The organism is Microvirga aerilata (assembly GCF_016743775.1).
GTDB classification, from domain to species: Bacteria; Pseudomonadota; Alphaproteobacteria; order Rhizobiales; family Beijerinckiaceae; genus Microvirga; species Microvirga aerilata.
Genome location: NZ_JAEQMY010000005.1, coordinates 1 through 22,894 on the forward strand (window position 1 = coordinate 1; position 22,894 = coordinate 22,894).

The following is a 22,894-nucleotide window of genomic DNA, read 5'->3' on the forward strand; positions in this document are numbered from 1 at the left end:
TGGTCCACCTCTCGGACCTCGACTGGAACCGTCCGGGCGAGCAGGTCATCGACGACTTCAAGAAGGGCGACGTCGTGCGCGCCCAGGTTCTCGACGTGGACGTCGAGAAGGAGCGCATCTCGCTCGGCATCAAGCAGCTTGCGGGCGATCCCTTCGCCGAAGCCGGCGAGATCAAGAAGGGTCAGATCGTCACCTGCGAGGTTCTCGAGGTGAAGGACGGCGGCCTGGAAGTGAAGATCGTCGACACCGACCTCTCCACCTTCATCAAGCGCAACGAGCTTGCTCGTGACCGCGCCGACCAGCGCCCCGAGCGCTTCGCCGCCGGCGAGAAGCTCGATGCCCGCGTCACGCAGTTCGACCGCAAGGCCCGCCGCGTCACCGTCTCCATCAAGGCCCTCGAGGTCGCTGAGGAGAAGGAGGCCATGGCCCAGTTCGGTTCGGCCGACTCTGGCGCGTCGCTCGGCGACATCCTCGGCGCTGCGCTGAAGGCCCGCACCGACAAGAAGTAATCGGCCTCCGACATTCGGAGTCTGATGGATCCCCGGGCCGCAAGCCCGGGGATTTTTGTTTGGGTGTCTCATTCGAGGGGAGGGGTGGCTGGGTGAGCGGTTGAACCAGCATGCCGCTTCTCTCCCACACGGGGGCGGGGGCGTAGCAGTCGGGATGCTGACCGAACGAAGCACGGCGGTTTGACATTCCGGCCCCACCCTCGATCCCTCTCCGCAAGGGGCAGGCAAGCACGTCCCACATTCTCGACCGACCAGACATTCCGGGAGCCTGCGCATCGCCATCGCGCGGGTTTTTTGTTGGCCCCGTCTCTTGCTGCCCTATCTGCCTTCGCAGGACGCATGTTCAGGCGAAACGGATTCCGGTTCGCCGCCTGGATAATGCGTCCGAACCGCTCTAGGGTGCTGCCCCTCATTCCCGACGTGAACCCAGCAAGAGACGAACAGATGTCCATCGATGCCGAAGCCATCGCCGACCGCCGCCGTCTGCGCCGCAAGCTCTCCTTCTGGCGGGTGCTCGGATTTTCAGGCCTCATCGCGGCCGTGACCGCCATCGGCTATGCCGCCGCGGACCGGTTGGGTTATGGCGGCGTGCAGAGCCAGATCGCCCGGATCTCCGTCGGCGGCGTGATCACGGGCAACCAGCGCCTGGCGGACCTGATGGAGCGGGTCGGCAATGCCGGCTCCGTGTCCGGCGTGGTGATCTCCATCAACAGCCCGGGCGGCACCACGACGGGCTCCGAGGAGCTCTACCGCAATATCCGCAGGCTCTCCGAGAAGAAGCCCGTCGTGGCCTTCGTGGACGGGACGGCGGCGTCGGGCGGCTACATCACGGCGATCGCCTCCGACTATATCGTCGCCCGGGAGACGTCGCTGGTGGGCTCCATCGGCGTGCTGTTCCAATACCCCGACGTGTCGGGGCTCATGGGCCAGGTCGGCGTGAAGCTCGAAGAGATCAAGTCCACGCCCCTCAAAGCGGAGCCCAGCCCCTTCAAGCCGACTTCGCCGGAAGCCCGTGCCGCCATCCAGGGCGTGGTCAACGACACCTACGACTGGTTCAAGGCCCTGGTGCGCGAGCGCCGCCGCCTGAACGAAGGCGAGCTCGCCACCGCCTCCAACGGCCAGGTCTTCAGCGGCCGGCAGAGCGTTCCCCTCAAGCTCGTGGACCGGATCGGCAGCGAGCGCGACGCCGTCGCCTGGCTCGAGCAGGAAAAGGGCGTGGCCAAGAACCTGCCGATTCGCGATTGGGAGCCGAGCAGCGACCGGGACTTCTCGGTGTTCTCCATGACCGCGGCGGCCGTGGATCTCCTGGGCTTCGAAGGCGCGGCCGATGCGCTCCGCCGTGCTTCTGCTCACGCACAGGCAGCTCAGCTTGACGGCCTACTGGCTGTCTGGCACCCTTTGGAAAAATAAAGCAACGTCAAAGATATAGCCTTTCCATGATCAAATCCGAACTGGTGCTCAAGATCGCTGAGCAGAACCCGCATCTCTACCAGCGCGACGTGGAGAAGATCGTGAACGCGATCCTCGACACCATCGCCGATGCCCTGGCCCGGGGCGACCGGGTGGAGCTGCGCGGCTTCGGGGCATTCTCGGTGAAGAAGCGCGATGCCCGCACGGGCCGCAACCCGCGCACGGGGCAATCCGTTTCCATTTCCGAAAAGGTCGTTCCCGTCTTCAAGACGGGCAAGGAAATGCGTCAGCGGCTCAACGCTCCGGCTCCCAAGGTGCTGAAAGCGGCAGCTGCGCAATAACTCTCGAGAGGTGTTCGTGATTCGCTTTCTGAAGGCGCTCATTCTCCTGCCGGTCGCCATTCTGGTCGTCCTGCTCGCGGTGGCGAACCGCGCGCCGGTCACCCTGTCCCTGGACCCGTTTTCCCAGGAGGCGCCGGAATTCGCCACCCAGCTGCCGCTCTTTGCCGTCATCTTTGCGGCCGTGATGCTGGGCGTGGTGATCGGCGGCGTGGCGAGCTGGCTCGCCCAAGGCAAACACCGCAAATCCCGCCGGCGTCTGCGGCGCGAAACCCGGCAGCTGCGCCACGAGACCGAGCAGCTGAAGGCCCAGGGTCCCGCGACGACGCTGCCTGCGGCGCTGCCGCAGGGCCGCGGGTTCTAAACGACTCCCATGCGTGTCGTCTCCGCCGCCGAGATCGATCGGACGCTCACCTTCCCGGCCCTGATAGACGCCCTTTCGGAGGCTTTTCGGGGCGATCTGGTCACGCCGGTCCGCCATCACCACGAGATCGAGCGGCCGGGCGCGCACGGAACGCTCCTGCTCATGCCGGCCTGGACCGGTCCCGCCACCCAGGACGGGTTCGTGGGCGTCAAGATCGTGTCCGTGTTTCCGGAGAACGGCGCTAAGAACCTGCCCAGCGTGATGGGCTCCTATCTTCTGATGGACGGCGTGACCGGCGCGCCCGTCGCGGTTCTCGACGGCACACGCCTGACGGCCTGGCGCACGGCCGCCGCCTCGGCGCTGGCGGCGCGCCACCTCGCCCGGGAGGATGCAAGCCGCATGGTGATGGTGGGAGCAGGAGCCCTGGCCCCTTTCCTCATCCGCGCCCACATGAGCCAGCGGCCGATCCGCGAGGTGGCGCTGTGGAACCACACCCCCTTGAGGGCGGAGAGCCTAGCCGCCGAGCTTGCCCGCGAAGGCCTGCCCGTGACCGCCGTCACGGACCTGGAAGCGGCCGTGCGCGGGGCCGATCTCGTCTCCTGCGCCACCCTCTCGACGGCCCCCATCGTCAAGGGCGCCTGGCTGAAGGACGGGGCCCATCTCGATCTCGTCGGCGCCTTTAATCTCAAGATGCGCGAAGCGGATGACGAGGCCCTGCGCCGGGCGCAGGTTTACGTGGATACGGAAGCCGCGAAGTCCGAGGGCGGCGACGTGGCGGTGGCCCTGCACCGGGGCGCCATCACGGACGATCACGTGCGCGGCACCCTGACGGATCTGTGCAGGAGCCCGCCCCCCCGGGGCCCGGCGGTCGTCACCGCCTTCAAATCGGTGGGCACCGCGCTGGAAGACCTAGCTGCGGCGATGGTGGTGTGGCGCTCCCTAGCGAAAACGTTGTAGAATACCTCCCATGGATAACCTGGTTAAGATCTGCGGGCTCTCCACGCCCGAAACCCTCGACGCTGCCCTGAGTGCCGGCGCGGACCTCGTCGGCTTCGTGCGCTACCCGAAGAGCCCGCGCCACGTGAGCCTCGACCTCGGCCACCGCCTGTCCCTTCAGGCCAGGGGCCGGGCGCTGCGCGTCGTCCTGCTGGTCAATCCGGCGGACGAGGCTGTCGCCCAGGCTGTGGAGGCCATCAACCCGGACCTGATCCAGCTGCACGGCAACGAAAGCCCCGAGCGCGTGGCCGAGATCCGCTCCATGGTCAAACGCCCGGTGATGAAGGCCGTGGGCATCGCGGAGGCCTCGGATCTCGCGGCGCTGAGCCCTTATGCAAAAGGCGTGGATCATATCCTTCTCGACGCCAAGCCGCCCCGCACGGCGGAGGCTTTGCCGGGCGGCAACGGGCTGGCCTTCGACTGGCGCCTCCTGAATGGGCTTGACCCCAAGGTTTCCTTCATGCTGTCAGGAGGCCTCAACCCCGACAACGTGGCGGAGGCGATCCGGCTGACGAAGCCGAGAGCCGTCGACGTGTCGTCCGGGGTCGAGAGCGGACCGGGCCTCAAGGATCCGGCCAGGATCGCGGCCTTCATCAAGGCAGCCCGGACAGCATTCGCCGCACACCACTAGAGGCCAACGCATTCCCTGCGGAAAGGCGTTTCCGCTTTTCCGGGACATGCTCAGATCGTTAAGGCAGGACAGGCCGTGTCAGCTCAAGCCCAACCCAATTCCTACCGCACCGGTCCCGACGAGCGCGGACATTTCGGCCAGTTCGGCGGACGCTTCGTCGCCGAGACCCTGATGCCGAACATCCTCGAGCTGGAAAAGGCCTATGAGGAGGCGCGGAACGATCCGTCCTTCCATGCCGACATGGCGAGCTATTCGACCCATTATATCGGCCGCCCGAGCCCCCTCTATTTCGCCGAGCGCATGACCGACCATCTTGGTGGGGCGAAGATCTATTTCAAGCGCGAAGAGCTGAACCATACCGGCGCCCACAAGGTGAACAACGTGCTGGGCCAGATCCTTCTCGCCCGCCGCATGGGCAAGAAGCGCATCATCGCCGAAACCGGCGCCGGCCAGCACGGCGTCGCCACCGCCACGCTCTGCGCCCGCTTCGGCCTGGAATGCATCGTCTATATGGGGGCGGTGGACGTGGAGCGGCAGAAGCCCAACGTGTTCCGCATGAACATGCTGGGCGCCAAGGTAGTGCCGGTGCAGTCCGGCACCCGGACGCTCAAGGACGCCATGAACGAGGCCCTGCGCGACTGGGTCACCAACGTGGCCGACACCTTCTACTGCATCGGCACGGTGGCGGGCCCGCACCCGTATCCGGCCATGGTGCGCGACTTCCAGTGCGTGATCGGCACCGAGACCCGCGAGCAGATGATGCAGGCGGAAGGCCGCCTGCCGGATTCGCTCGTCGCCTGCATCGGCGGCGGCTCCAACGCCATCGGGCTGTTCCACCCGTTCCTGGACGACAAGGACGTGGAGATCTACGGCGTGGAGGCGGCAGGCCACGGCCTCGACCAGCTGCACGCCGCCTCGCTCTCCGGCGGCCGCCCGGGCGTGCTCCACGGCAACCGCACCTATCTCCTGATGAACCACGATGGGCAGATCACGGACGCCCATTCCATCTCGGCCGGCCTCGACTATCCGGGCATCGGGCCGGAGCACGCCTGGCTGCACGAGATGGGACGCGTCAAGTACATCTCCGCCACCGACCAGGAGGCGCTCGACGCCTTCCAGCTCTGCTCGCGTCTCGAGGGCATTCTGCCCGCGCTGGAGCCTGCCCATGCGCTCGCCAAGGTGATCGAGCTCGCGCCGCAAAAGCCCAAGGATCACCTGATGGTGGTCAACATCAGCGGCCGCGGTGACAAGGACCTGTTCCAGATTGCCGAGCACCTGCAGGAAAAGATCGTTTGAAGACATCCGGTGTCAGTCCCGGCGGTCTGCAGGACCGGGAGGGGGATCCAAGCTCGACGCGTGTGAGTGGGTTCCCTCCGCTACGCTCCGGCCGGGAATGACACGCGTGTTCATTCTGAATGTCTCATGCTAAAGACGCAGCCCATGACCCAGCGCATCGAAGCCCGTTTCCAGAAATGCCGCCAGGAAGGCCGCGCCGCTCTCGTCACCTATGTGATGGCCGGCGACCCGGATCCCGAAACCTCGCTCGAAATCCTCCGGAGCCTGCCGGGGGCCGGCGCGGATATCGTCGAGTTCGGGCTTCCGTTTACCGATCCCATGGCCGATGGCCCGGCGATCCAGGCGGCGGGCCTGCGCGCCCTGAAGGTGGGGCAGGACCTGGCAAAGACCCTCGACCTCATCCACCGCTTCCGGGCCGAGGATGCGGACACGCCCGTGATCCTCATGGGCTATTTCAACCCGATCTACGTCTATGGCGTCGACCGCTTCCTGAGCGACGCGAAAAAGGCCGGCGTCGACGGCCTGATCGTTGTGGATCTTCCGCCGGAAGAGGACGACGAGCTCTGCCTGCCGGCCCTGAAGGCGGGTCTTGCCTTCATTCGGCTGGCCACCCCCACCACCGACGACCGGCGCCTGCCGGCGGTGCTCGAAAACACGGCGGGTTTCGTCTATTACGTGTCGATTACCGGCATCACGGGTGCTGCGACCCCGGATTTCGGCAAGGTCGCCACGGCGGTCGAGCGGATCAAGCGCCACACGCCCCTTCCCGTCGTGGTGGGCTTTGGCGTGAAGAGCGGGGCGCATGCGGCGGCGGTGGCGCAGGGCGCCGACGGCGTCGTGGTGGGCTCGGCCCTGATCGACGCCCTGAAGGGCACCCTCGATGCCGAGGGTCGCGCAACGGCAGGCACCATTGAGGCCGTTACCGGCCTGGTGAAGGAATTGAGCGAAGGCGTGCGCTCGGTGGCAAAGCGCGCGGCGGCATAATACATACGGAAGGTCATGCCCGCACTTGATGCGGGTACACGCCTTCAGCGGCGTGGTCAGACACGGATGGCTGGGCATGGCCCGGCCATGACGAGAGGATCGAAGCGATGAACTGGATTTCCGAAGTCGTCCGACCGAAGATCAAGACGCTCTTCAACAAGCGCGAGACGCCGGACAATCTCTGGATCAAGTGCCCGGAGACGGGCCAGGTGGTGTTCCACAAGGACGTGGAGGCGAACCAGTGGGTGATCCCGGGCTCCAACCACCACATGCGGATTTCCGCCACCCAGCGCCTGCAGCTCATGTTCGACGGCGCCACCTGGCTTGATGTCGCCCTGCCGGAGGTGGCCGTCGATCCCCTCAAGTTCCGCGATGAGAAGAAGTACATCGACCGCCTGAAGGACGCCCGCGCCAAGACCGGCCAGCAGGACGCGTTCAAGGTAGGCTTCGGCCGGGTCGAGGACCTGCCGATGACCATCGCAGTGCAGGATTTCGGCTTCATGGGCGGCTCGCTCGGCATGGCGGCTGGCGAGGCCTTCGTGAAGGGCGCCGAGACGGCGCTCGAGAAGAAGACCCCTTACGTGCTCTTCGCCGGCTCCGGCGGCGCGCGCATGCAGGAGGGCATCCTCTCGCTCATGCAGATGCCCCGCACCACGGTGGCGATCCGCCGCCTGCGCGATGCACGGTTGCCCTACATCGTCGTGCTCACCAACCCGACCACGGGCGGCGTGACGGCGTCCTATGCCATGCTGGGCGACGTGCATCTGGCCGAGCCCGGCGCGCTCATCGGCTTTGCCGGCCCGCGCGTGATCGAGCAGACCATCCGCGAAAAGCTACCCGACGGTTTCCAGCGCGCCGAATACCTGAAGGAGCACGGCATGGTGGACGCGGTCGTGCATCGTCACGAGCTGAAATCGACGATTGCGCGCCTGTCGCGCCTGTTCACCAAGGCTCCGGCTGCGGAAACCGCAGCGGCCCCGGTCGTCGCCGAGATCACGGCGGCTGCGGCCGAGTAAGCGAGAACAGGGCGATGGATTCCTCCGATGCGCTGATCGCGCGCTTTCTCGCCCTGCATCCCAAGACCATCGACCTGTCGCTCGGGCGCATCCAGCGACTTCTGGGTCAGCTCGGCCATCCCGAGCGCCGCCTGCCGCCGGTGATCCACGTGGCCGGCACCAACGGCAAGGGTTCCACCATTGCCTTCATGCGGGCGATCCTGGAAAGCGCCGGCTTGGCCGTTCACGTCTACACCTCGCCCCACCTCGTGCGCTTCCATGAGCGCATCCGGCTTGGGCGCTTCGGCGGCGGTGGCTACGTGACCGAGAACCGGCTGGTGGAGGCCTTCCGGCGCTGCGAGGCGGTGAATGCGGGCGAGCCCATCACGGTATTCGAGATCACGACCGCTGCGGCTCTGCTGATCTTCTCCGAGGAGCCCGCCGACGTTCTGCTGCTGGAAGTGGGCCTCGGGGGCCGCTTCGACGCCACCAACGTGATCGACCGGCCGGCTGCTGCCGTCGTCACGCCCATCGGGCACGACCACGCGGAATATCTCGGCACGACGCTCAAGGCGATCGCCCGGGAAAAGGCCGGCGTCTTCAAGCGCGGCTGCCCGGCGATCATTGCGCCGCAGGATTACCTGGAAGCCGACCAGACCCTGCGCGACGAGGCCGAGCGCATCGGCGCCGCACCGCTTCTCGTTGGCCAGCAGGATTTCTCCGTCCACGAGGAGGGCGGCCGCCTCGTCTATCAGGACGAAAAAGGCCTCCTCGACCTGCCGCGCCCCCGCCTCATCGGCCGCCACCAGTTCGTCAATGCGGGCACGGCGATCGCGGCCCTGCGCGCTGCCGGCTTCGAGGGATTCGAGACATCGGCCTTCGAGGCGGGCCTCACCCGCGCCGAATGGCCCGGCCGCCTGCAGCGCCTCAACCGGGGCCGCCTGCCGGAGATCGCGCCGCCCGGCTGCGAGATCTGGCTCGACGGGGGCCACAACCCCGACGGCGGCCGGGTGCTTGCCGCTGCCATGGCGGACCAGAGCGAGCGCAACGACGCGCCTCTCGTGCTGATCGCCGGCATGCTCGGCACCAAGGACTCTGCTGCGTTTTTCAAGAATTTCTCCGGCCTCGCACGGGAGGTGATCGCCGTGCCGATCTCGGGCCAGATCGCCGCGCGCCCGGCCGAGGAGGTTGCGTCCATTGCGGGAAGCGTGGGGCTCACCACCTCCACGGCGGCAAGCGTCGAGTCGGCTCTCGCCTCGCTGCACAACTACGTCTGGGACCGCCCGCCCCGCGTACTGATCTGCGGCTCGCTTTATCTGGCGGGCGAGGTGCTGGCGGCGAACGGAACGTTGCCGGAATAAATCACAGCCGTCGTCCTGGACGGCGAAGCCGATCCGGAATCCTGCAAACCAGCCAGCACTGTCATCCCCGGCGGTCCGTCAGGATCGGGAAGGGGATCCATCAATGCATCTGATCGTGGATCCCCTTGCCTCGCCTGCTACTCGCCGGGGATGACAGTAGGCAAAAGAAAAGGGGCCTTTCGGCCCCTCGTCGTCTCTCCGAAGCCGCAATGGACTCAAGCCGAAGCCTGAATCCAGCGGCTGAGCTCGCCCTTGGGGGCGGCGCCGACCTTCTGGGCCACGACCTTGCCGTCCTTGAACATCATGAGCGCCGGGATCGACCGGATGCCGAGCTGGGAGGAGATCTGCGGGTTCTCGTCCACGTTGAGCTTGGCGATCTTTACCTTGCCGGCCATCTCGTCGGAAATCTCTTCCAGGGCTGGGCCGATCATGCGGCAGGGACCGCACCATTCCGCCCAGAAATCGACCACGACGGGCTCGGAGGATTGCAGGACATCCTGCGCAAAATTTGCGTCGGTCACCTTTACGGTCGCCATCACATCACCTTTGACATTTAAAGCGCGACTCGAAGTGCGAGCCGCTCGGCTATAGGGCCAAGGTAAGAACCGGGCACGAGGGAATCAAGCAAGAGGCCCGTCCCTCACGCCGCTTTGATGAGGGTAAGTGCCGATTCCAGGTCAGGTTCCATGAGTTCGTGGATCACCGGTCCCGAGGTCCAGACCAGGAAGGTGCGGATGCGCCGGTCCGGATAAATCTGGCCCAACAGCATCCGGTAGAGGGCAAGCTGGGCCACATAAGGCTGCGGCGGCCGTTGGCCGGGCTTGGGCGGCCGGGCTGTCGTCTTGAAGTCGGCCACCAGCACCTCATGGTCGAGCACGGCCAAGCGGTCGATCTGACCCGACACCATGATCTCGCCCCCGGAGGTGAGCACCCGCCCGGCGATGGGGGCCTCGGCCCGGGAGCCTGCGCCGAACAGGGGCTTCAGATCCGCGTGCTCCAGAACGCCGAGGGCATTGGCCAGGATCGCTTCCCGCAGGTCGACGCCCAAGCGCGGCGCCCGCGCCTTCACATAGGCGCGCGCCATGGCGTCCCGGTGCTCCGGGCTCAAAGCCGGCAGGCGTTCCAGCAGGGCATGGACCAGCGTGCCGCGCAGGCGGGCCTCGGGCGCATAGGGGCCGTCGCCCGGCCGCGTCATGCGGTCGGCGGCGCCCAGCGCGCTGGAGGGGCGGATCGGCGGCAAGGGCTCGGGCTCGGGCTCGACCCGCATGGACAGCCAGCCCGGCACGTCGATGGGATCGAGCGGCGCCACATCCGATTCGGCGGCGAGCGTGCGCGCAAGCGGCGAGCCCTCCCGCCAGACCGAGATCGGCCCATAGGGCGCCTCATCCAGCTCCAGGCCCCCCGCCTTTTGAACGAGCCCGTGGCGGATCATCTCGCACCAGGCTTCCTGCGGCGAATCCTTGCGGCCCGTCAGATAGGGCGCGATCACCAGCCGGTCCTTGGCGCGGGTCATGGCCACGTAGAGCAGCCGGTTGTGCTCCTCGTGGCCCCGGGCATGCAGGATCTCGCGGGCTTGCGCCATCACGCCCGAATCGGAGTTCTTGCCCGGCGACCACACGGGGACTTTCTCGCCGGATACGGTCTGGAGCTGAAGCAGCGGCGGATCGCGGCCCAGAACCTCGCAGCCGTCGATGAGCACCACGACGGGCGCTTCCAGGCCCTTGGCGCCATGCACCGTCATCACCCGCACCTCGTTGTTCACGGAATCGAGGTCGCGCTTGATGGTATGGGAGGCCGATTCGAACCGGTTGAGGAAGACGGTGAGCGATGGGGTCTCGTTCATCTCCGATTGGTGCGCGAAGCACAGGAAGGCATCGATGGCGTCACCCGCCTCGCTCCCCAACCGCGCCACAAGCTGCGAGCGGCCGCCGCGGGGCCCGAGCAGGGTGGCAAAGAAGCCGAAGGGGCCGTGCACGCGGGCGAGTTCGCGCCAAGCGCTCAGCGCCTCGCATCCGCGCCTTGCCTTCGCGTCGCCCGCCTCCGCGTGACGGGTGAGCGCTGCATGCAGGGACTCCTCGTCCCCACGGTCGGCGGCGATGCGGAGGAGGTCGTCGTCGGTGAGACCGACAAGGGGCGATTTCAGCGCGGTGGCAAGGGTGAGGTCATCGTCCGGCAGCAGGGCGGCGCGCCCTGCCGCCACGAGATCGAGCACGGCAATGTGCTCGCCAATATTGAGCCGGTCGGCGCCCGCCACGGGAACACCCGCTTCCTTGAGCGCACGGATCACCGCCTCGAAGGCCGCGCCGCGCTTGCGGACGAGCACGAGCACGTCGCCGGCCTTCCAGAGGCGGCCCATCTCGTCGCCCCTGGTGGTCCAGCACTTCACCGCCTGCGCAATGCGCCGCGCCACCACGACGGGCGGGGATTGCTGCTCGGGCTCGTCGACCGGCAGCACCCAGGCCTCGGGCTCCTCCTCTTCCGCGGGCGTCTCGGTTGGCCACATCTCGACAAGGCCCGGCGCATGGGGGCGCGCGCTCTCATGCACGGTGCCCACAGCGCTGTCCTGGAAGGACAGACCCTTGAAATGCCGCTCGACCGCGAAGGTGGCGTCCACCGCCGACAGCACGGCCCGCCCTGAGCGGAACGACATGGTGAGGGACACGTCCTCGAAGGCGAGCTCCGCCTCGCGCACCTTCTGCGACCAGCTTCTGCGCGTGGATTCGAATTGCTGGGGGGCTGCGCCTTGAAAGCCGTAGATCGACTGCTTGGGATCGCCCACCGCAAAGAGCGTGCGCACGCGCCCTCCGCCCGCACCCGCGCCTGCGGTGAAGTCCTCCGTGATCTTGCGCAGGATTTCCCATTGCTCGGGGTTGGTGTCCTGCGCCTCGTCGATCAGCACATGGTCGATGCCGCGATCGAGCTTGTAGAGCACCCAGGCCGTGTCGCCGCGGGAGAGCAGCGCCAGCGTCTTGTCGATGAGGTCCTGGAAGTCGAGAGCGCCGAGACGCATCTTCGCCTGCTCGACGCGGTCGTGGATTTCGGCCGCAAGCGTGAACAGCGCCCTGGTGCGCTCGGCGGCGCGGGCAGCCTTGCGCTTGTCGACCAAGTCCCACAAGCGCCCCTGCTCCCGCAGAAGCTCTTCCTTCAGGCTCTCCTTCACATCCTTCGTCAGGAACGCGGAGCCCTTGCGCGGCGTCCCACCGTCCGTGAGAAAGACGGAGAGATAGTTCTCCAGTTTCTCGGAGGGATCGGAGGCATTGGCGGCCGCTACAAGGGATGCGGCGCGCTTCTGATCGGTGGCTTTTCCGGCCAGAAGCTCCTGCGCGACGGAAGGCCAGTCCTCCGGCCGGATTCCGCCTTCCAGCATCATGCGCTCGACGGTCTCGAGCGTCTCGTCGGGAGCCAGGCCGAGCTCCTTGCGAAGTCGCGCGGGTCCGGTGGAATCGTGAAGGAACGCCTTGCATTTCAGGGCCGCGTTGATGGCGGAGGTGAGCGCATCCCCCACCGCCTCGACACTGATCGTGTCGAGGGCTTCCGCCAGTTCGGGAAAATTGCCACTCGCCGCATCGGCCAGCACGTTGGACGTGGCCTGCGCCAGCATCTCGTCGGTCTGGCTCTCGTCGAGCACCGCAAAGCGGGCGGGCACGTTGGCCTCGAACGGCACGAGATGCAGAAGCCGTTCGCAGAAGGCGTGGATCGTGTCGATCTTCAGGCCGCCCGGCGTTTCCACCGCGCGGGCAAAGAGCGTGCGCGCGAGCTTCACCTGACGAGGCGTCGGCGTCTCGCCCTCAAGCTCCGTCAGTTCCCGGACGAGGCTGTCCTCGTCGAGGGTGACCCACCGCCCCAGGCGCTCGAACACGCGGATCGCCATGTTGGCGGCAGCCGCCTTGGTGAAGGTGAGGCACAGGATCTTTCCCGGCAGCGAACCGCTGAGCAGCAGGCGCACGACCCGGTCGGTGAGCACCTTGGTCTTGCCCGCGCCCGCATTGGCCGACACCCAGGCGGACGCACGCGGATTGGCGGCGCGGCGCTGCGCATCCTTGGTGTATTCCGGAATGACCAGATCGGTGCTCATTCGGAACCCTCCCCGCCGCCGGCGCTGGCGAGAGACCATTCCTTCACGCGCGCCAGGTGATCGTATTCGGAGAAGCGGCGCGCATATTTCGGGAAGGGCCGCGAAACGTAAGGCGCTTCGCCTTTGGCATAGCGCAGGATCATGCCTTCGAAGCGTTTGCGGTGCTCCTCGACGATCTCCGCAACAGTCCGCGTTTCCTTGCCTGTCGGTCCAAGTTCGCGCGGCTTGATCGGCTCGCGCCCGCCCGTGGTGTGGACGTAGATCAGATCCGGCGTCTCCTTGGCCACTGGCAGGCCCTTGAAGGCGCCTTTCATGAGCATCATGGCTTCGAGCGTCAGCTGCGGCGAGAAGCCGGCATAGACTTCGCGCACGCCGGGCGGCTGGCCCGTTTTGAAATCGATGATGGTGAACCTGCCGTCGCGGCGGTGCTCGATGCGGTCCGCGCGGGCGCGAAGGTTGAACACTGTGCCGTCGGGCAGCGGGATCGACAGCCTGCCGGAGCGCTCGGGATATACCTCCACGAGACCAGGGCGGCGCGCCTGCTCCCACACCACGAACTCGGTGGCAAGCCGCGTGAAGCGCGGCCACCATTCCGCATAGAGCTCGGGATAGGCCTCGGCGATGCTAGCGAACGCATCCGCGCCGAGCGCAAGCAGCTCTTCCAGCGCGTGAGTCGGGATGGCCTTCGGGTATTTTTCGGCGAACGTCCCGACCACGTCGTGAATGATCGTGCCGCGATCCGCCGCGCTCGGCGCCACCGCGATGGCATCGAGCGCATCGAGCTTGAGGATGTGGCGTGCGAAGATCGAATAGGGATCGCGCACCAGCGTCTCGATCTCCGTGACGCTCAAGGAGCGCGGGAACAGCGCCGGATCGGGCTTCGGCTGCGGGCGCGGCAGCGCCGGCGCAGGCTCCGGCGTGTCGAGGGTGCGCGCAAGGCGGCGGTAATATTCGCCCGCCTTCGTCATGCGCTCCCATACATCCTTGCCGCCAAAAGCCTTCAGGCGCTGCAGGAAGCGCGAGGGCACCATGGGCGAGCCGTCGCGCTTTTGCGCGCGGGTGATCACCACGTCGTGGGTGCCGAGCGCCTGCACGAAATCGTGCGCGGTCTGGCCGATGCGCCGCTCCGGCGGCATCAGGCCGACTTTGGTGCGCATGGGCCGGTTGAGGAACGCATCCGTCACCGTGCGCGGCGGCCACGTGCCCTCGTCTAATCCGCCAAGCACCACACGATCGACGGAGAGAAGGCGCGCTTCGAGGAGACCGAGGATCTTCAGGCGGCGATGCGTGGCGCGCGGCGAGGGGCTTAAACTACGCTGCTTGGACAGCGCCGTGAAGAAGGTAGGGTAATCGACGAAACGGCCTTCGAGCGGATGGCCCTCCTCCTCGCGGATGTCGGAATGCACCAGATCGTCGAAGAGGGCCGCAAGCGCCTCGCGGGATGAATCCGCGTCCTGCGTCTCAGGCTCGTCCTCAGGTCCCGACCACAGGGCTTCCACGGCCCCGCGGTGATCCTCCACGAGGGACATGAGATCGAGCCTGCCTTCGCCATGCATGGCCGGCGTGAAGGTGCTGAAGGCAACAGCGAGGCGTTGCAGCAGCTCGTCCGCGAGATCCCAGTCGGCATCCGTCAGGCGCTTGCGCGGTCGAGGCGTCCGGTGGTCGTTCTCCTGGCGGCGGCTCGCCAAGGCTGCGCGCAATCCTCCGATGCCCAGCGCCGGCGCGGGCCCGCGCAGTACGCCGATTTCGAGCACGCTTGCCGCATGTTCCACGGCCTCGCGCGGAAGGCCCAGGCGCACGAGCGGATGGGCGAGCAGCGCCAGAAGGCGCACCGGCCGCAAGTCGTCGGCCGCAGCTTCTGCCGCCAGCCGCGCAAGGCGTCCGGCAGGCGTGTCGGAGAGGGGGATGCCGGCGGAATCCTCGACGCTCACGCCCCAACGGGCGAGCTCCGCAGTGACCCTCGTGGCCAGCGCGCGATCGGGCGTGATGAGCGCTGCGGTCCTGTGCGGGTGAGAGAGCGTTTCGCGCAAGGCGATGGCAATGGCAAAAGCCTCCTCGCGCTCGTCCATCGCCTCCACGATGGCTAGGCCCTCGCATCCGCTCCAGCTCAAGGCGACGCGATCCTCGGGCGCGATCAGAGACCAGCGATCCGTCGTGTCCGCGGGGCGCAGGATTTCCGAGAGAAGCCGGTTGCGGGCTCGTGCGGAGGCCGGCAGTTCGCCCAGAACGGTGACGGCGGAGCGCGAAATGCGCAGATGCCTGTCGAGAAGGCGGCGCAGCGATGCCTGCGGATGACCGTGCACCGGATCGGTCTCGTCGTCGCCGGCGCCGCCGATGGCGGACCAGCTCTCCTCGTCGAGATCGGTGTCGAGGCCGGGCAGCACGATGGCGCCTTTGGGCAGGCGCGCGATCACGCCCATGAGGCTGGCGGTGGCCGGCACCGAGCCCGTGGAGCCCGCCACGATGATCGGATGCTCCGGGCGCTCGCGGGCAAGGCGCCGCGCTTCCGCTTCCAGCAGCGCATTGCGCCGCTCGGCTGGATCGCTTGCTTGGCGGTCGGCGAGAATTTTGGGCCAGTTCTCGCTGGCGATCTGCACGAAGTGCCGGGTGATCCGGAAGTACTCGGAATAATCCGCATCCACCGCGAGTTCGAGGGCATGCCAATCGATCCCTTCCGTGGTGAAGGCATCCATCAGGGTCTCGAGATCGCCCGCAAGGTTCACCGCATCGGCGGGCGAGGCCGGCACCATGAAGGGCACGCCCGGGCCGAGCTGCAGCAGCGCGCGGTCGACCTCCGCCGACCAGCGCTGCACGAGGCGGGTCAGGATGAGGCGGCGCTCCAGGGGCGGGATCGGAGGCTTCAGGCTTGCGGCCTCCTGCAGCGGCGTGCCCTCCAGCCCTGTGAGCTCGAACTCGGCCTCGTCGGTTTCGCCGAGCGGCACGATGCGCGGCAGGAGTTGCGCGCGTCCGTTGCCGCGCTCGGCAAGCAGCGCGATCAGCGCGCGGGTGGCTCGGCGGTTGGGAACATAGATCGTGACATCGGCGAGACCGGCGGGGTCATCGGGCAGGGGGCCGACGAGGCGGCCTTCCAGCAGCGCGTCCACCAGGGTCGGCAGAAAGGCGCAACCCGGAGGGATCGAGAAAACGCGCGGTACGCTGGACACCCTTCAAACCTCATCGCTTGCTGGCGGCAATGCACTGTTCTGCCTCAGCAATGGTATGCGGCTCTCCAACATGCAGCCATTGCCCCTCCATGCACAAGCCGTAGAGGCGGTCCGCCGCAATGGCACGGTCGTAGAAGGCATTGGCCGAGAACGGTCCGTCGGGCGTGCCGGGAACCAGCTCTGGCTTCACGATGGCAACGCCCGCGTAGGCGAAAGGGGCGCTGTCATCGGCGCCGCGACGGCGCAGGCGCCCGTCGGGATCCATGTGGAAGTCGCCCCTGCCTTCAAATCCAACACTTGTGGATAACGGGGCCACCAGCATCAGGATGTCCATTCGGTCCGGGTCCCAGGCGGCCACGAGGCGCTTCAGGTTGGGCTCCCGGCCCTCGATCCAGAGCGAATCGGAGTTGAAGGTGATGAAGGGATCGTTCCCTAACAGCGGCAGCGCCTTCTTCACGCCGCCGCCGGTTTCGAGAAGCTCGCCGCGTTCGTCGGAGATGACGATGCGGGGCGCGGCGCGGGTGCGCAGATGCGCTTCGAGCATGTCGGCGAAGTGGTGCACGTTCACCACCACCGTCTCGATGCCTGCCTCGTGCAGCCGGTCGAGGGCGAAGTCGATCAGGCTCTGGCCCGCTACCTTCACGAGGGGCTTAGGGATGGTGGCCGTAATCGGCAGCATGCGCTTGCCCAGGCCTGCGGCAAGGACGATGGCGGTTCTGGGCGGGCGCGCGAGGGCTTGGGGCAAAGGTTTCTGCTCAGGCTGGAGGAGGCTCGTCGCCCGCGTGCGGGATGAGCCTCGGCAGATAGTTCTCATACCAGCCCCTGAGCTTCCCCAGGGCCGGATGGGCGAGGTTGCGGATGAGGTAGGCCTCGATCCGCGGCAGGTGCTTCAGGTAGTGCGGCTTGCCATCGCGCCGGTCGAGGCGGGCGAAGATGCCGAGGATCTTGGTGGCGCGCTGGCCCGCCATGATGGCGTAGGCCCGGGCGAAGGCCGACACGTCGAAGGACGGATCGGTGGCCTTCCGGTCGCGGGCGTAGAGGCCGATGAGCTTCAGCTCGAGCTCGGGCGGCACGGTCACGCGGGCATCCTGCAGCAGGGACGCCACGTCGTAGGCGGGCGAGCCGAGCACCGCATCCTGGAAGTCGATGAGCCCGACGCGCTGGAGACCCTCGCGCTCCGGCATCCAGATCAGGTTGGGCGAATGATAGTCGCGCAGGGTCCAGGTCGTCGGCGCAGACAGCACCTCGCCCAGGGTTTCGGTCCACAGGTTGACGAACTCCGCGCGGGCCGAGCCCGACAGCTGCGTGCCGATGATGTGGGGCACGTACCAGTCGAGCAGCAGCTCCACCTCGATCAGGAGCGCTTCGAGATCGTAGGGCGGGATGGGGTGGTCGTATCCATCCGCCACGGGCAGCACCTGCGGCAGGGTCGTGCCGTGGAGCTGCGCGAGAAGCCTGGTCGCCTCCCCGTAGCGGTCGGGAATCGGGCCGTTCTCGTCCGTGACGGGCTCAGCGCCCAGATCCTCGATGAGGAGAAGGCCCGCCTCGAGATCCTCGCCGTAGATGTAAGGCGCGCTGAAGCCCAGCGCCCGCAGGCCCTTGTCCATGGCCACGAAGGCGTGGACCGTCTCGGCGAGCTTGGCGATGGTCGTATAGGGCTTGCCCCGCCGCACCGCCGGCCCGACCGGGCGCGGCGGAGAGACCATCAGCAGCGCCGTTTCGCCGGTGGGCTTCGCGAGGCGCTCGTAGGAACGGATGACGGAGGCGTCGCCGGTCATCGGCTGGCGCACGGCATCGCTCCAGCCGCAGCGCTCCACCAGGTTCCGGTAGGCCTTCATCCGCTGGAGCCGGGACACGAAGGCGCCCGTGCCGGTCAGCATGGCGATGCGGCCCCTGCCGCCCCCGCCGGGGGCGAAGTCGAGCCGGATATCGAGGTGCTCAGGTCTCAGGGCGTCCTCGGCGCGCTCGGGCCACTCGACGAGGGCGATCGCGTTATCGGTCATCTCGTCCCAGCCCAGCTCCACAAGCTCGTAGCCCCCGGACAGGCGATAGAAATCCGCGTGCACGATCGGGGAGCGCCGGCCGTCATAGACCTGCATCAGGGTGAAGGTGGGGCTTGGAACCTCAAGCTCCGCGTCGCCTGCGAGCGTGCGCACGAGGGCGCGGGCCAGCGTCGTCTTCCCGGCCCCGAGGCCGCCCGAGAGGGTGACGAGATCACCGGCTTTCAGCTCCTCGGCCAGGACGCCCGCGAAGCGTTCGGTCGCCTCGTGGTCGGGAAGCATCACCATCCAGGCTGCCTGCAAAACGTCCTGCTCGGGCATGAGAGCCAATCCATTCACCATCGCTGATCCTATTCGGCTGCGATGGGAGTTAGCGCAGATTGCGCTGAACGGCCATCGGAAGGTGTCTCATGGCGGTCGTTGGGGAAGATGCACGTGACCGTGGTGCCGGCCCCTGGAGCCGAGGACAGCTCGATGCGCCCCCCATGCAGCTCCACGAAGGAGCGCACGATGGAGAGCCCCAGGCCCACGCCGCGGTGGCGCGTTCCCAGGGTGTGGCTTTCGAACCGCTCGAAGATGCGGGCCCTGACCTCGGGCGGAATGCCGCGGCCCTGGTCCTTCACATCGAAGATCACCTCAGCCCCGCGCTTGCGGGCCGAGACCCGGATGGTCTGGCCCGGCGACGAGAACCCGACCGCGTTGGAGAGCAGGTTGAAGAGGATCTGGCGCACCCGCTTGCCGTCGGCCACGAAGGTGCCGATGTCGTCCGGCGCATCGATGACCACCGTGAGGGAGGACTCCGCCAGCCGGTCCTCGAGCCCCCGCATGGCGGCCTCGATGGTCGAGCGGATGTCGACGATCTCCGGGCTGAGCTCCAGGGAGCCGGTGTCGATGGAGGCGAGGTCAAGAATGTCGTTGAGGATCGCCAGCAGCGCCGCCGAGGAGCGCATGATGTGCTCGGCGTAGTCGCGCTGGCGCGGATTGAGCGCACCCACCGTCTCGTCGCCGAGGAGCTGGGTGAAGCCGATGATGTTGGTGAGCGGGGAGCGCAGCTCGTAGGACACGTGGTGCACGAACTCGTCGCGCAGCCGCGAGGCGCGCTCCAGGGCGTCGTTGCGCTCGGTGAGCGCGCGCTCCACGTTCACGCTCGCGGTCACGTCTGTGAAGCTCAGGAGGGTCGCGCCGTCGGGCAAGGGCTGGGCCGTGCAGTCCAGGGCCGATCCGTCGCGCCGCTCGATGCGGCAGGAGAGTCCCATGCGCATGTCGGCCAAGCCCGCAACGGCGCCGCGGATGTCGATCCACGGCTCCTCCTGCGGCGCCAGCAGGCGGCAGGCCTTGATGATCGCATCGATATGCGGATGCTCGCCCGGCACATCCGGGGCTAAGTTCCACATGTCCGAAAACGCGCGGTTGTGCAGCTTGAGGCGCCCGTCCGAGCCGAACACGGCAACGCCCTCCTTGAGGGTGTCGAGGGTCTCGCTCTGAACGCGGGTCAGCGAATGGACCTGCGAGGCGAGCTCGAAGCGTTCGCTCACGTCGTCGAACAGATAGGTGACGCCGCCCTGCGGGTTGGGATTGATCACCACGCGCAAGGTCCGGCGGTCGGGCAAGTGCCACCAGGTTTCCTGCTGCTCCACCGAGCGGTAACCCGCCAGGAAGTCGGCCTTCCAGGCCCGGAAATCCGCCTGCTCCGGGAGCTTGCGGGCGGCGCGCAGGCGGTCGAGCACCTCGCTGTCCAGGGGCCGGGAGCTCAGGAAGGCCGGATCGAGCCCCCAGAGGCGCTGATAGGCGGCGTTGCTGAAGATGAGGTTCTGCGCCCCGTCGAAGATCGCCACCGCCGTAGGCAGCTGGTCGAGGGTGCGCACATGGGCGTCCATCTGGCGCTGCAGGTCGGTTCTGACGGCCTCCAGCTCGGAGACATCCACCGCAATGCCCGCGCTGCCGCCCGCCGTGGGGCGCTCGATCACGTCGAGCACCGCGCGGTGCCCCGCCACCACGGCCGTCACCCGTCCTGAATAGGTGGCTCCGGACTTGCGGCGGCGGCGGGCCTCGTCCCGGGTCGTCTCGCCCAGGAGTTCGAGGGAGCGGTTGATCGCGTCGTCGAGCCCGGAGGCTTCGACCGAGCGCAGGTATGCCTGGTTCGCCCACAGCAGCCTGTCGTCCAGGTCGCGGATCCAGAGCGGGTAGGCCACGTCGTCGAGCAGCATCGTCATGGAGCGCAGGTCGGTGCGCGCTGCAGCCAGGTTGGCCTGGGCCTTGAGGAGTTCGGCCCGGTCGCCGGTCACCTCCCTCAGGCGCAGGATGGCCCGCCCGCCGATGGTGCGGCCCTCGACATCGATGAAGCGGCCGCCGGTGCCCCGCGCCGTGAGGCGAAAGGCTTCGCCGCGCTGCTTCAGCTGCTCCAGGGCGGCTTCCACGGCCGCCGCGTCGGCGGGGCTGAGCCAGGTGCCGAAGGCCAGCGCGCGCTTGGCGGGCGCGCCTTCGCCGATGATGGTCGGGTCCCCTTGGAAGCGCGGCTCCCCGTCCCGCCCGTGCCAGCTCACAAGCAGCTGGCGCTCGGAGCCCATGAGCAGGGCGGCGAGATCATCCGCGCCGCGCAGGACGGCCAGTTCGTTCCTCAAGGATTGCTCCACCCGGGCGGAGCGCCGCTGCTCGCGCATCAACAGCAGGGACGTGGTGGTCGAGAAGGCGACGAGGCCCATGAACAGGCCGAAATAGGCGGCGTTGTGCAGGTCGAAGCTGTGCAGGAAACCGAGGAGGTCCGAGGCCTTATCCGTGAAAGGAAGGAGAAGGTCGTTGGCCAAAGCTGCCGGGGATGTGCCGGCCAGCAGCATCAGGGACAGGGACGCACGAGCCGAGCCGACAGGAGGGCGTCTCCTGTCCTTGCGGTCCTCGCGTTGCTCCCGTTGCCCGGCCATGCCGTGCTGCCCTTCCCTTGTTGGCGGCCCGATGATCAGGCCAAGCTCAAGCGATCCCCTGCCACGTCTTCCGACGTCACAGAGGTCACCCGTCTACATATGAACGGAACTGCCGGCGCAGGTTCGAAGCCGAAGCGCAGCCGGTCGATTCGTGTTCACTCTAGACTACCCCTGACTCCGCCAGGAAGAGGGTTAACGTCGGCTTAAACTTCCTTTGGAGAACCTGTGTGCAATTCGTCGAACCATATTGCATTTGTGACACACACGTGCCGGTGCGACAGTTTGGCGATTCGACCATGAAGCAGCCAAGAAAAAAGCCCGGCGAAGCCGGGCTTTGAAGGATTTCCAGTCGGACGGAAGATCAGTAGCGGTAGTGATCCGGCTTGAAGGGACCGGTCTCCGACACGCCGATATAGGAGGCTTGATCGGGGCGCAGCTTGGTGAGCTTCACGCCGATCTTTTCGAGGTGCAGGGAAGCCACCTTTTCGTCCAGGTGCTTGGGCAGAGTGTAGACCTTGCGCTCGTACTTGCCCTGGCTGGTGAAGAGCTCGATCTGGGCCAGCGTCTGGTTGGTGAAGGATGCCGACATCACGAAGGACGGGTGGCCCATGGCGTTGCCCAGGTTCACAAGGCGGCCTTCCGACAGCAGGATGATGCGGTGTCCGTCGGGGAACTCGATCTCGTCCACCTGCGGCTTGATGTTGTTCCACTTGAGGTTCTTGAGGCCCGCGACCTGGATCTCGTTGTCGAAGTGGCCGATGTTGCAGACGATCGCCCGGTCCTTCATGGCGCGCATGTGGTCGAGGGTGATCACGTCCTTGTTGCCGGTGGCGGTGACGAAGATGTCGGCGCGGGGAGCCGCGTCCTCCATGGTCGTGACCTCATAGCCTTCCATGGCGGCTTGGAGCGCGCAGATCGGATCGACCTCCGACACCAGCACGCGGCAGCCGGCCTGACGGAGCGAAGCGGCCGAGCCCTTGCCCACGTCGCCGAAGCCCGCCACCATGGCGACCTTGCCGGCCATCATCACGTCCGTGCCGCGGCGGATGCCGTCCACGAGCGATTCGCGGCAGCCGTAGAGGTTGTCGAACTTCGACTTGGTGACCGAGTCGTTGACGTTGATCGCCGGGAAGAGGAGCTTGCCCTCCTTCTCCATGATGTAGAGGCGGTGCACGCCCGTGGTGGTCTCTTCCGACACACCCTTGATCGAATCGGCGAGCCCCGCGAACCAGCCCTTCGGCTTTTCGTTGAGCAGGCGCTTGATCAGCGCGAAGAACACTTCCTCTTCCTCGGAGCCCGGCTTGTCGAGGAAGGCCACGTCACCCTGCTCGGCGCGCAGGCCCAGATGGACCAGCATGGTGGCGTCGCCGCCGTCGTCGAGGATCATGTTGGGCATGCCGCCGTCGTGCCAGTCGAACAGCTTGGCGGTGTACTCCCAGTACTCCTGCAGGGTCTCGCCCTTATAGGCGAAGACCGGGATGCCGGCGGCCGCAATGGCGGCAGCGGCGTGGTCCTGGGTGGAATAGATGTTGCAGGACACCCAGCGGATATCGGCCCCGAGAGCCTTCAAGGTCTCGATCAGCACCGCAGTCTGGATGGTCATGTGGAGCGAGCCGGCGATGCGGGCGCCCTTCAGGGGCTGCTTCGGGCCGTATTCCTCGCGCACGGCCATGAGGCCCGGCATCTCGGTCTCGGCGATGGAGATTTCCTTGCGGCCGAAATCGGCAAGGCTGATGTCTTTGACGATGTAATCCTGTGCCATGATGGCCTCTCTTTGCACCAGTTGGGGTGAGTTGGCGCTGTCTCTAGCAGAGGTCGCCAGGAGAGGCAATCAAGATATAAAGATGTCTTTA

At 67.0% G+C, this 22,894-nt stretch carries 17 protein-coding genes; 10 read left to right on the forward strand and 7 right to left on the reverse strand.

Going from position 1 to position 22,894, the window contains the following annotated elements; translation table 11 throughout:
* The 10 genes from JKG68_RS04770 to JKG68_RS04815 all read left to right on the forward strand — a co-directional run.
* The coding region (locus JKG68_RS04770; protein ID WP_202056364.1) for a S1 RNA-binding domain-containing protein at positions 1-509 on the forward strand (509 nt) is incomplete at its 5' end.
* A gap of 444 nt (positions 510-953) precedes the next feature.
* Positions 954-1,919 carry a signal peptide peptidase SppA gene (gene sppA, locus JKG68_RS04775; RefSeq protein WP_202056374.1) on the forward strand — a complete coding sequence of 322 codons (966 nt, stop codon included), beginning with the start codon at positions 954-956 and terminating at the stop codon, positions 1,917-1,919.
* Positions 1,920-1,945: 26 nt separating this feature from the next.
* Complete coding sequence (gene ihfB / locus JKG68_RS04780) at positions 1,946-2,260, forward strand: integration host factor subunit beta (protein WP_202056375.1); 315 nt, start codon at positions 1,946-1,948, stop codon at positions 2,258-2,260.
* A 16-nt stretch (positions 2,261-2,276) separates the two neighbouring features.
* Complete coding sequence (locus tag JKG68_RS04785) at positions 2,277-2,621, forward strand: lipopolysaccharide assembly protein LapA domain-containing protein (RefSeq protein ID WP_202056379.1); 345 nt, start codon at positions 2,277-2,279, stop codon at positions 2,619-2,621.
* A gap of 9 nt (positions 2,622-2,630) precedes the next feature.
* Positions 2,631-3,578 carry a bifunctional Delta(1)-pyrroline-2-carboxylate/Delta(1)-piperideine-2-carboxylate reductase gene (lhpI, locus tag JKG68_RS04790; protein WP_202056381.1) on the forward strand — a complete coding sequence of 316 codons (948 nt, stop codon included), beginning with the start codon at positions 2,631-2,633 and terminating at the stop codon, positions 3,576-3,578.
* A 10-nt stretch (positions 3,579-3,588) separates the two neighbouring features.
* A complete protein-coding gene (locus JKG68_RS04795; protein WP_202056383.1) occupies positions 3,589-4,248 on the forward strand; it encodes a phosphoribosylanthranilate isomerase in 660 nt (219 codons plus the stop codon).
* A 75-nt stretch (positions 4,249-4,323) separates the two neighbouring features.
* A complete protein-coding gene (gene trpB, locus JKG68_RS04800) occupies positions 4,324-5,544 on the forward strand; it encodes a tryptophan synthase subunit beta (RefSeq protein ID WP_202056385.1) in 1,221 nt (406 codons plus the stop codon).
* A gap of 144 nt (positions 5,545-5,688) precedes the next feature.
* Positions 5,689-6,528 (forward strand): tryptophan synthase subunit alpha, encoded by an 840-nt coding sequence (gene trpA, locus JKG68_RS04805; RefSeq protein WP_202056388.1) that lies wholly within the window; start codon positions 5,689-5,691, stop codon positions 6,526-6,528.
* A gap of 107 nt (positions 6,529-6,635) precedes the next feature.
* Positions 6,636-7,544 (forward strand): acetyl-CoA carboxylase, carboxyltransferase subunit beta, encoded by a 909-nt coding sequence (gene accD, locus JKG68_RS04810; protein WP_202056390.1) that lies wholly within the window; start codon positions 6,636-6,638, stop codon positions 7,542-7,544.
* Positions 7,545-7,558: 14 nt separating this feature from the next.
* Positions 7,559-8,884 (forward strand): bifunctional folylpolyglutamate synthase/dihydrofolate synthase, encoded by a 1,326-nt coding sequence (locus JKG68_RS04815; protein ID WP_202056392.1) that lies wholly within the window; start codon positions 7,559-7,561, stop codon positions 8,882-8,884.
* A 215-nt stretch (positions 8,885-9,099) separates the two neighbouring features.
* On the opposite strand, the gene trxA is transcribed toward JKG68_RS04815, so the two are convergent.
* The 7 genes from trxA to ahcY all read right to left on the reverse strand — a co-directional run bounded on the left by trxA (position 9,100) and on the right by ahcY (position 22,803).
* A complete protein-coding gene (trxA, locus tag JKG68_RS04820) occupies positions 9,100-9,420 on the reverse strand; it encodes a thioredoxin (protein WP_036354183.1) in 321 nt (106 codons plus the stop codon).
* A gap of 104 nt (positions 9,421-9,524) precedes the next feature.
* Positions 9,525-12,959 carry a double-strand break repair helicase AddA gene (addA, locus tag JKG68_RS04825; protein WP_202056395.1) on the reverse strand — a complete coding sequence of 1,145 codons (3,435 nt, stop codon included), beginning with the start codon at positions 12,957-12,959 and terminating at the stop codon, positions 9,525-9,527.
* Positions 12,956-16,123, reverse strand: a complete 3,168-nt coding sequence (gene addB, locus JKG68_RS04830) for a double-strand break repair protein AddB (RefSeq protein WP_202056407.1) — start codon at positions 16,121-16,123, stop codon at positions 12,956-12,958. The genes addA and addB overlap by 4 nt, the downstream gene beginning before the upstream one ends.
* Before the next feature lie 10 nt (positions 16,124-16,133).
* Entirely contained in the window at positions 16,134-16,868 is a 735-nt protein-coding gene (locus JKG68_RS04835) for a nucleotidyltransferase family protein (RefSeq protein ID WP_202056409.1), read from the reverse strand.
* A gap of 10 nt (positions 16,869-16,878) precedes the next feature.
* On the reverse strand, positions 16,879-18,465 hold the full coding sequence (gene tsaE, locus JKG68_RS04840; protein WP_202056412.1) for a tRNA (adenosine(37)-N6)-threonylcarbamoyltransferase complex ATPase subunit type 1 TsaE: 1,587 nt from the start codon (positions 18,463-18,465) through the stop codon (positions 16,879-16,881).
* An 8-nt stretch (positions 18,466-18,473) separates the two neighbouring features.
* Positions 18,474-21,041, reverse strand: coding sequence for a sensor histidine kinase (locus JKG68_RS04845; RefSeq protein WP_246515099.1), 2,568 nt, complete (start codon positions 21,039-21,041; stop codon positions 18,474-18,476).
* Between the two features lie 361 nt (positions 21,042-21,402).
* Positions 21,403-22,803 carry an adenosylhomocysteinase gene (gene ahcY / locus JKG68_RS04850; RefSeq protein WP_202056415.1) on the reverse strand — a complete coding sequence of 467 codons (1,401 nt, stop codon included), beginning with the start codon at positions 22,801-22,803 and terminating at the stop codon, positions 21,403-21,405.
* Between the last annotated feature and the right edge of the window lie 91 nt (positions 22,804-22,894).

Excerpts from the sequence above, each read along its gene's own strand:
- sppA (WP_202056374.1), top strand. The coding sequence starts at position 954 with ATGTCCATCGATGCCGAAGCCATCGCCGACCGCCGCCGTCTGCGCCGC.
- tsaE (WP_202056412.1), bottom strand. The coding sequence starts at position 18,465 with ATGGTGAATGGATTGGCTCTCATGCCCGAGCAGGACGTTTTGCAGGCA.
- trxA (WP_036354183.1), bottom strand. The coding sequence starts at position 9,420 with ATGGCGACCGTAAAGGTGACCGACGCAAATTTTGCGCAGGATGTCCTG.
- ahcY (WP_202056415.1), bottom strand. The coding sequence starts at position 22,803 with ATGGCACAGGATTACATCGTCAAAGACATCAGCCTTGCCGATTTCGGC.
- lhpI (WP_202056381.1), top strand. The coding sequence starts at position 2,631 with ATGCGTGTCGTCTCCGCCGCCGAGATCGATCGGACGCTCACCTTCCCG.
- JKG68_RS04845 (WP_246515099.1), bottom strand. The coding sequence starts at position 21,041 with ATGGCCGGGCAACGGGAGCAACGCGAGGACCGCAAGGACAGGAGACGC.
- JKG68_RS04795 (WP_202056383.1), top strand. The coding sequence starts at position 3,589 with ATGGATAACCTGGTTAAGATCTGCGGGCTCTCCACGCCCGAAACCCTC.
- accD (WP_202056390.1), top strand. The coding sequence starts at position 6,636 with ATGAACTGGATTTCCGAAGTCGTCCGACCGAAGATCAAGACGCTCTTC.
- trpA (WP_202056388.1), top strand. The coding sequence starts at position 5,689 with ATGACCCAGCGCATCGAAGCCCGTTTCCAGAAATGCCGCCAGGAAGGC.
- JKG68_RS04815 (WP_202056392.1), top strand. The coding sequence starts at position 7,559 with ATGGATTCCTCCGATGCGCTGATCGCGCGCTTTCTCGCCCTGCATCCC.
- ihfB (WP_202056375.1), top strand. The coding sequence starts at position 1,946 with ATGATCAAATCCGAACTGGTGCTCAAGATCGCTGAGCAGAACCCGCAT.
- addA (WP_202056395.1), bottom strand. The coding sequence starts at position 12,959 with ATGAGCACCGATCTGGTCATTCCGGAATACACCAAGGATGCGCAGCGC.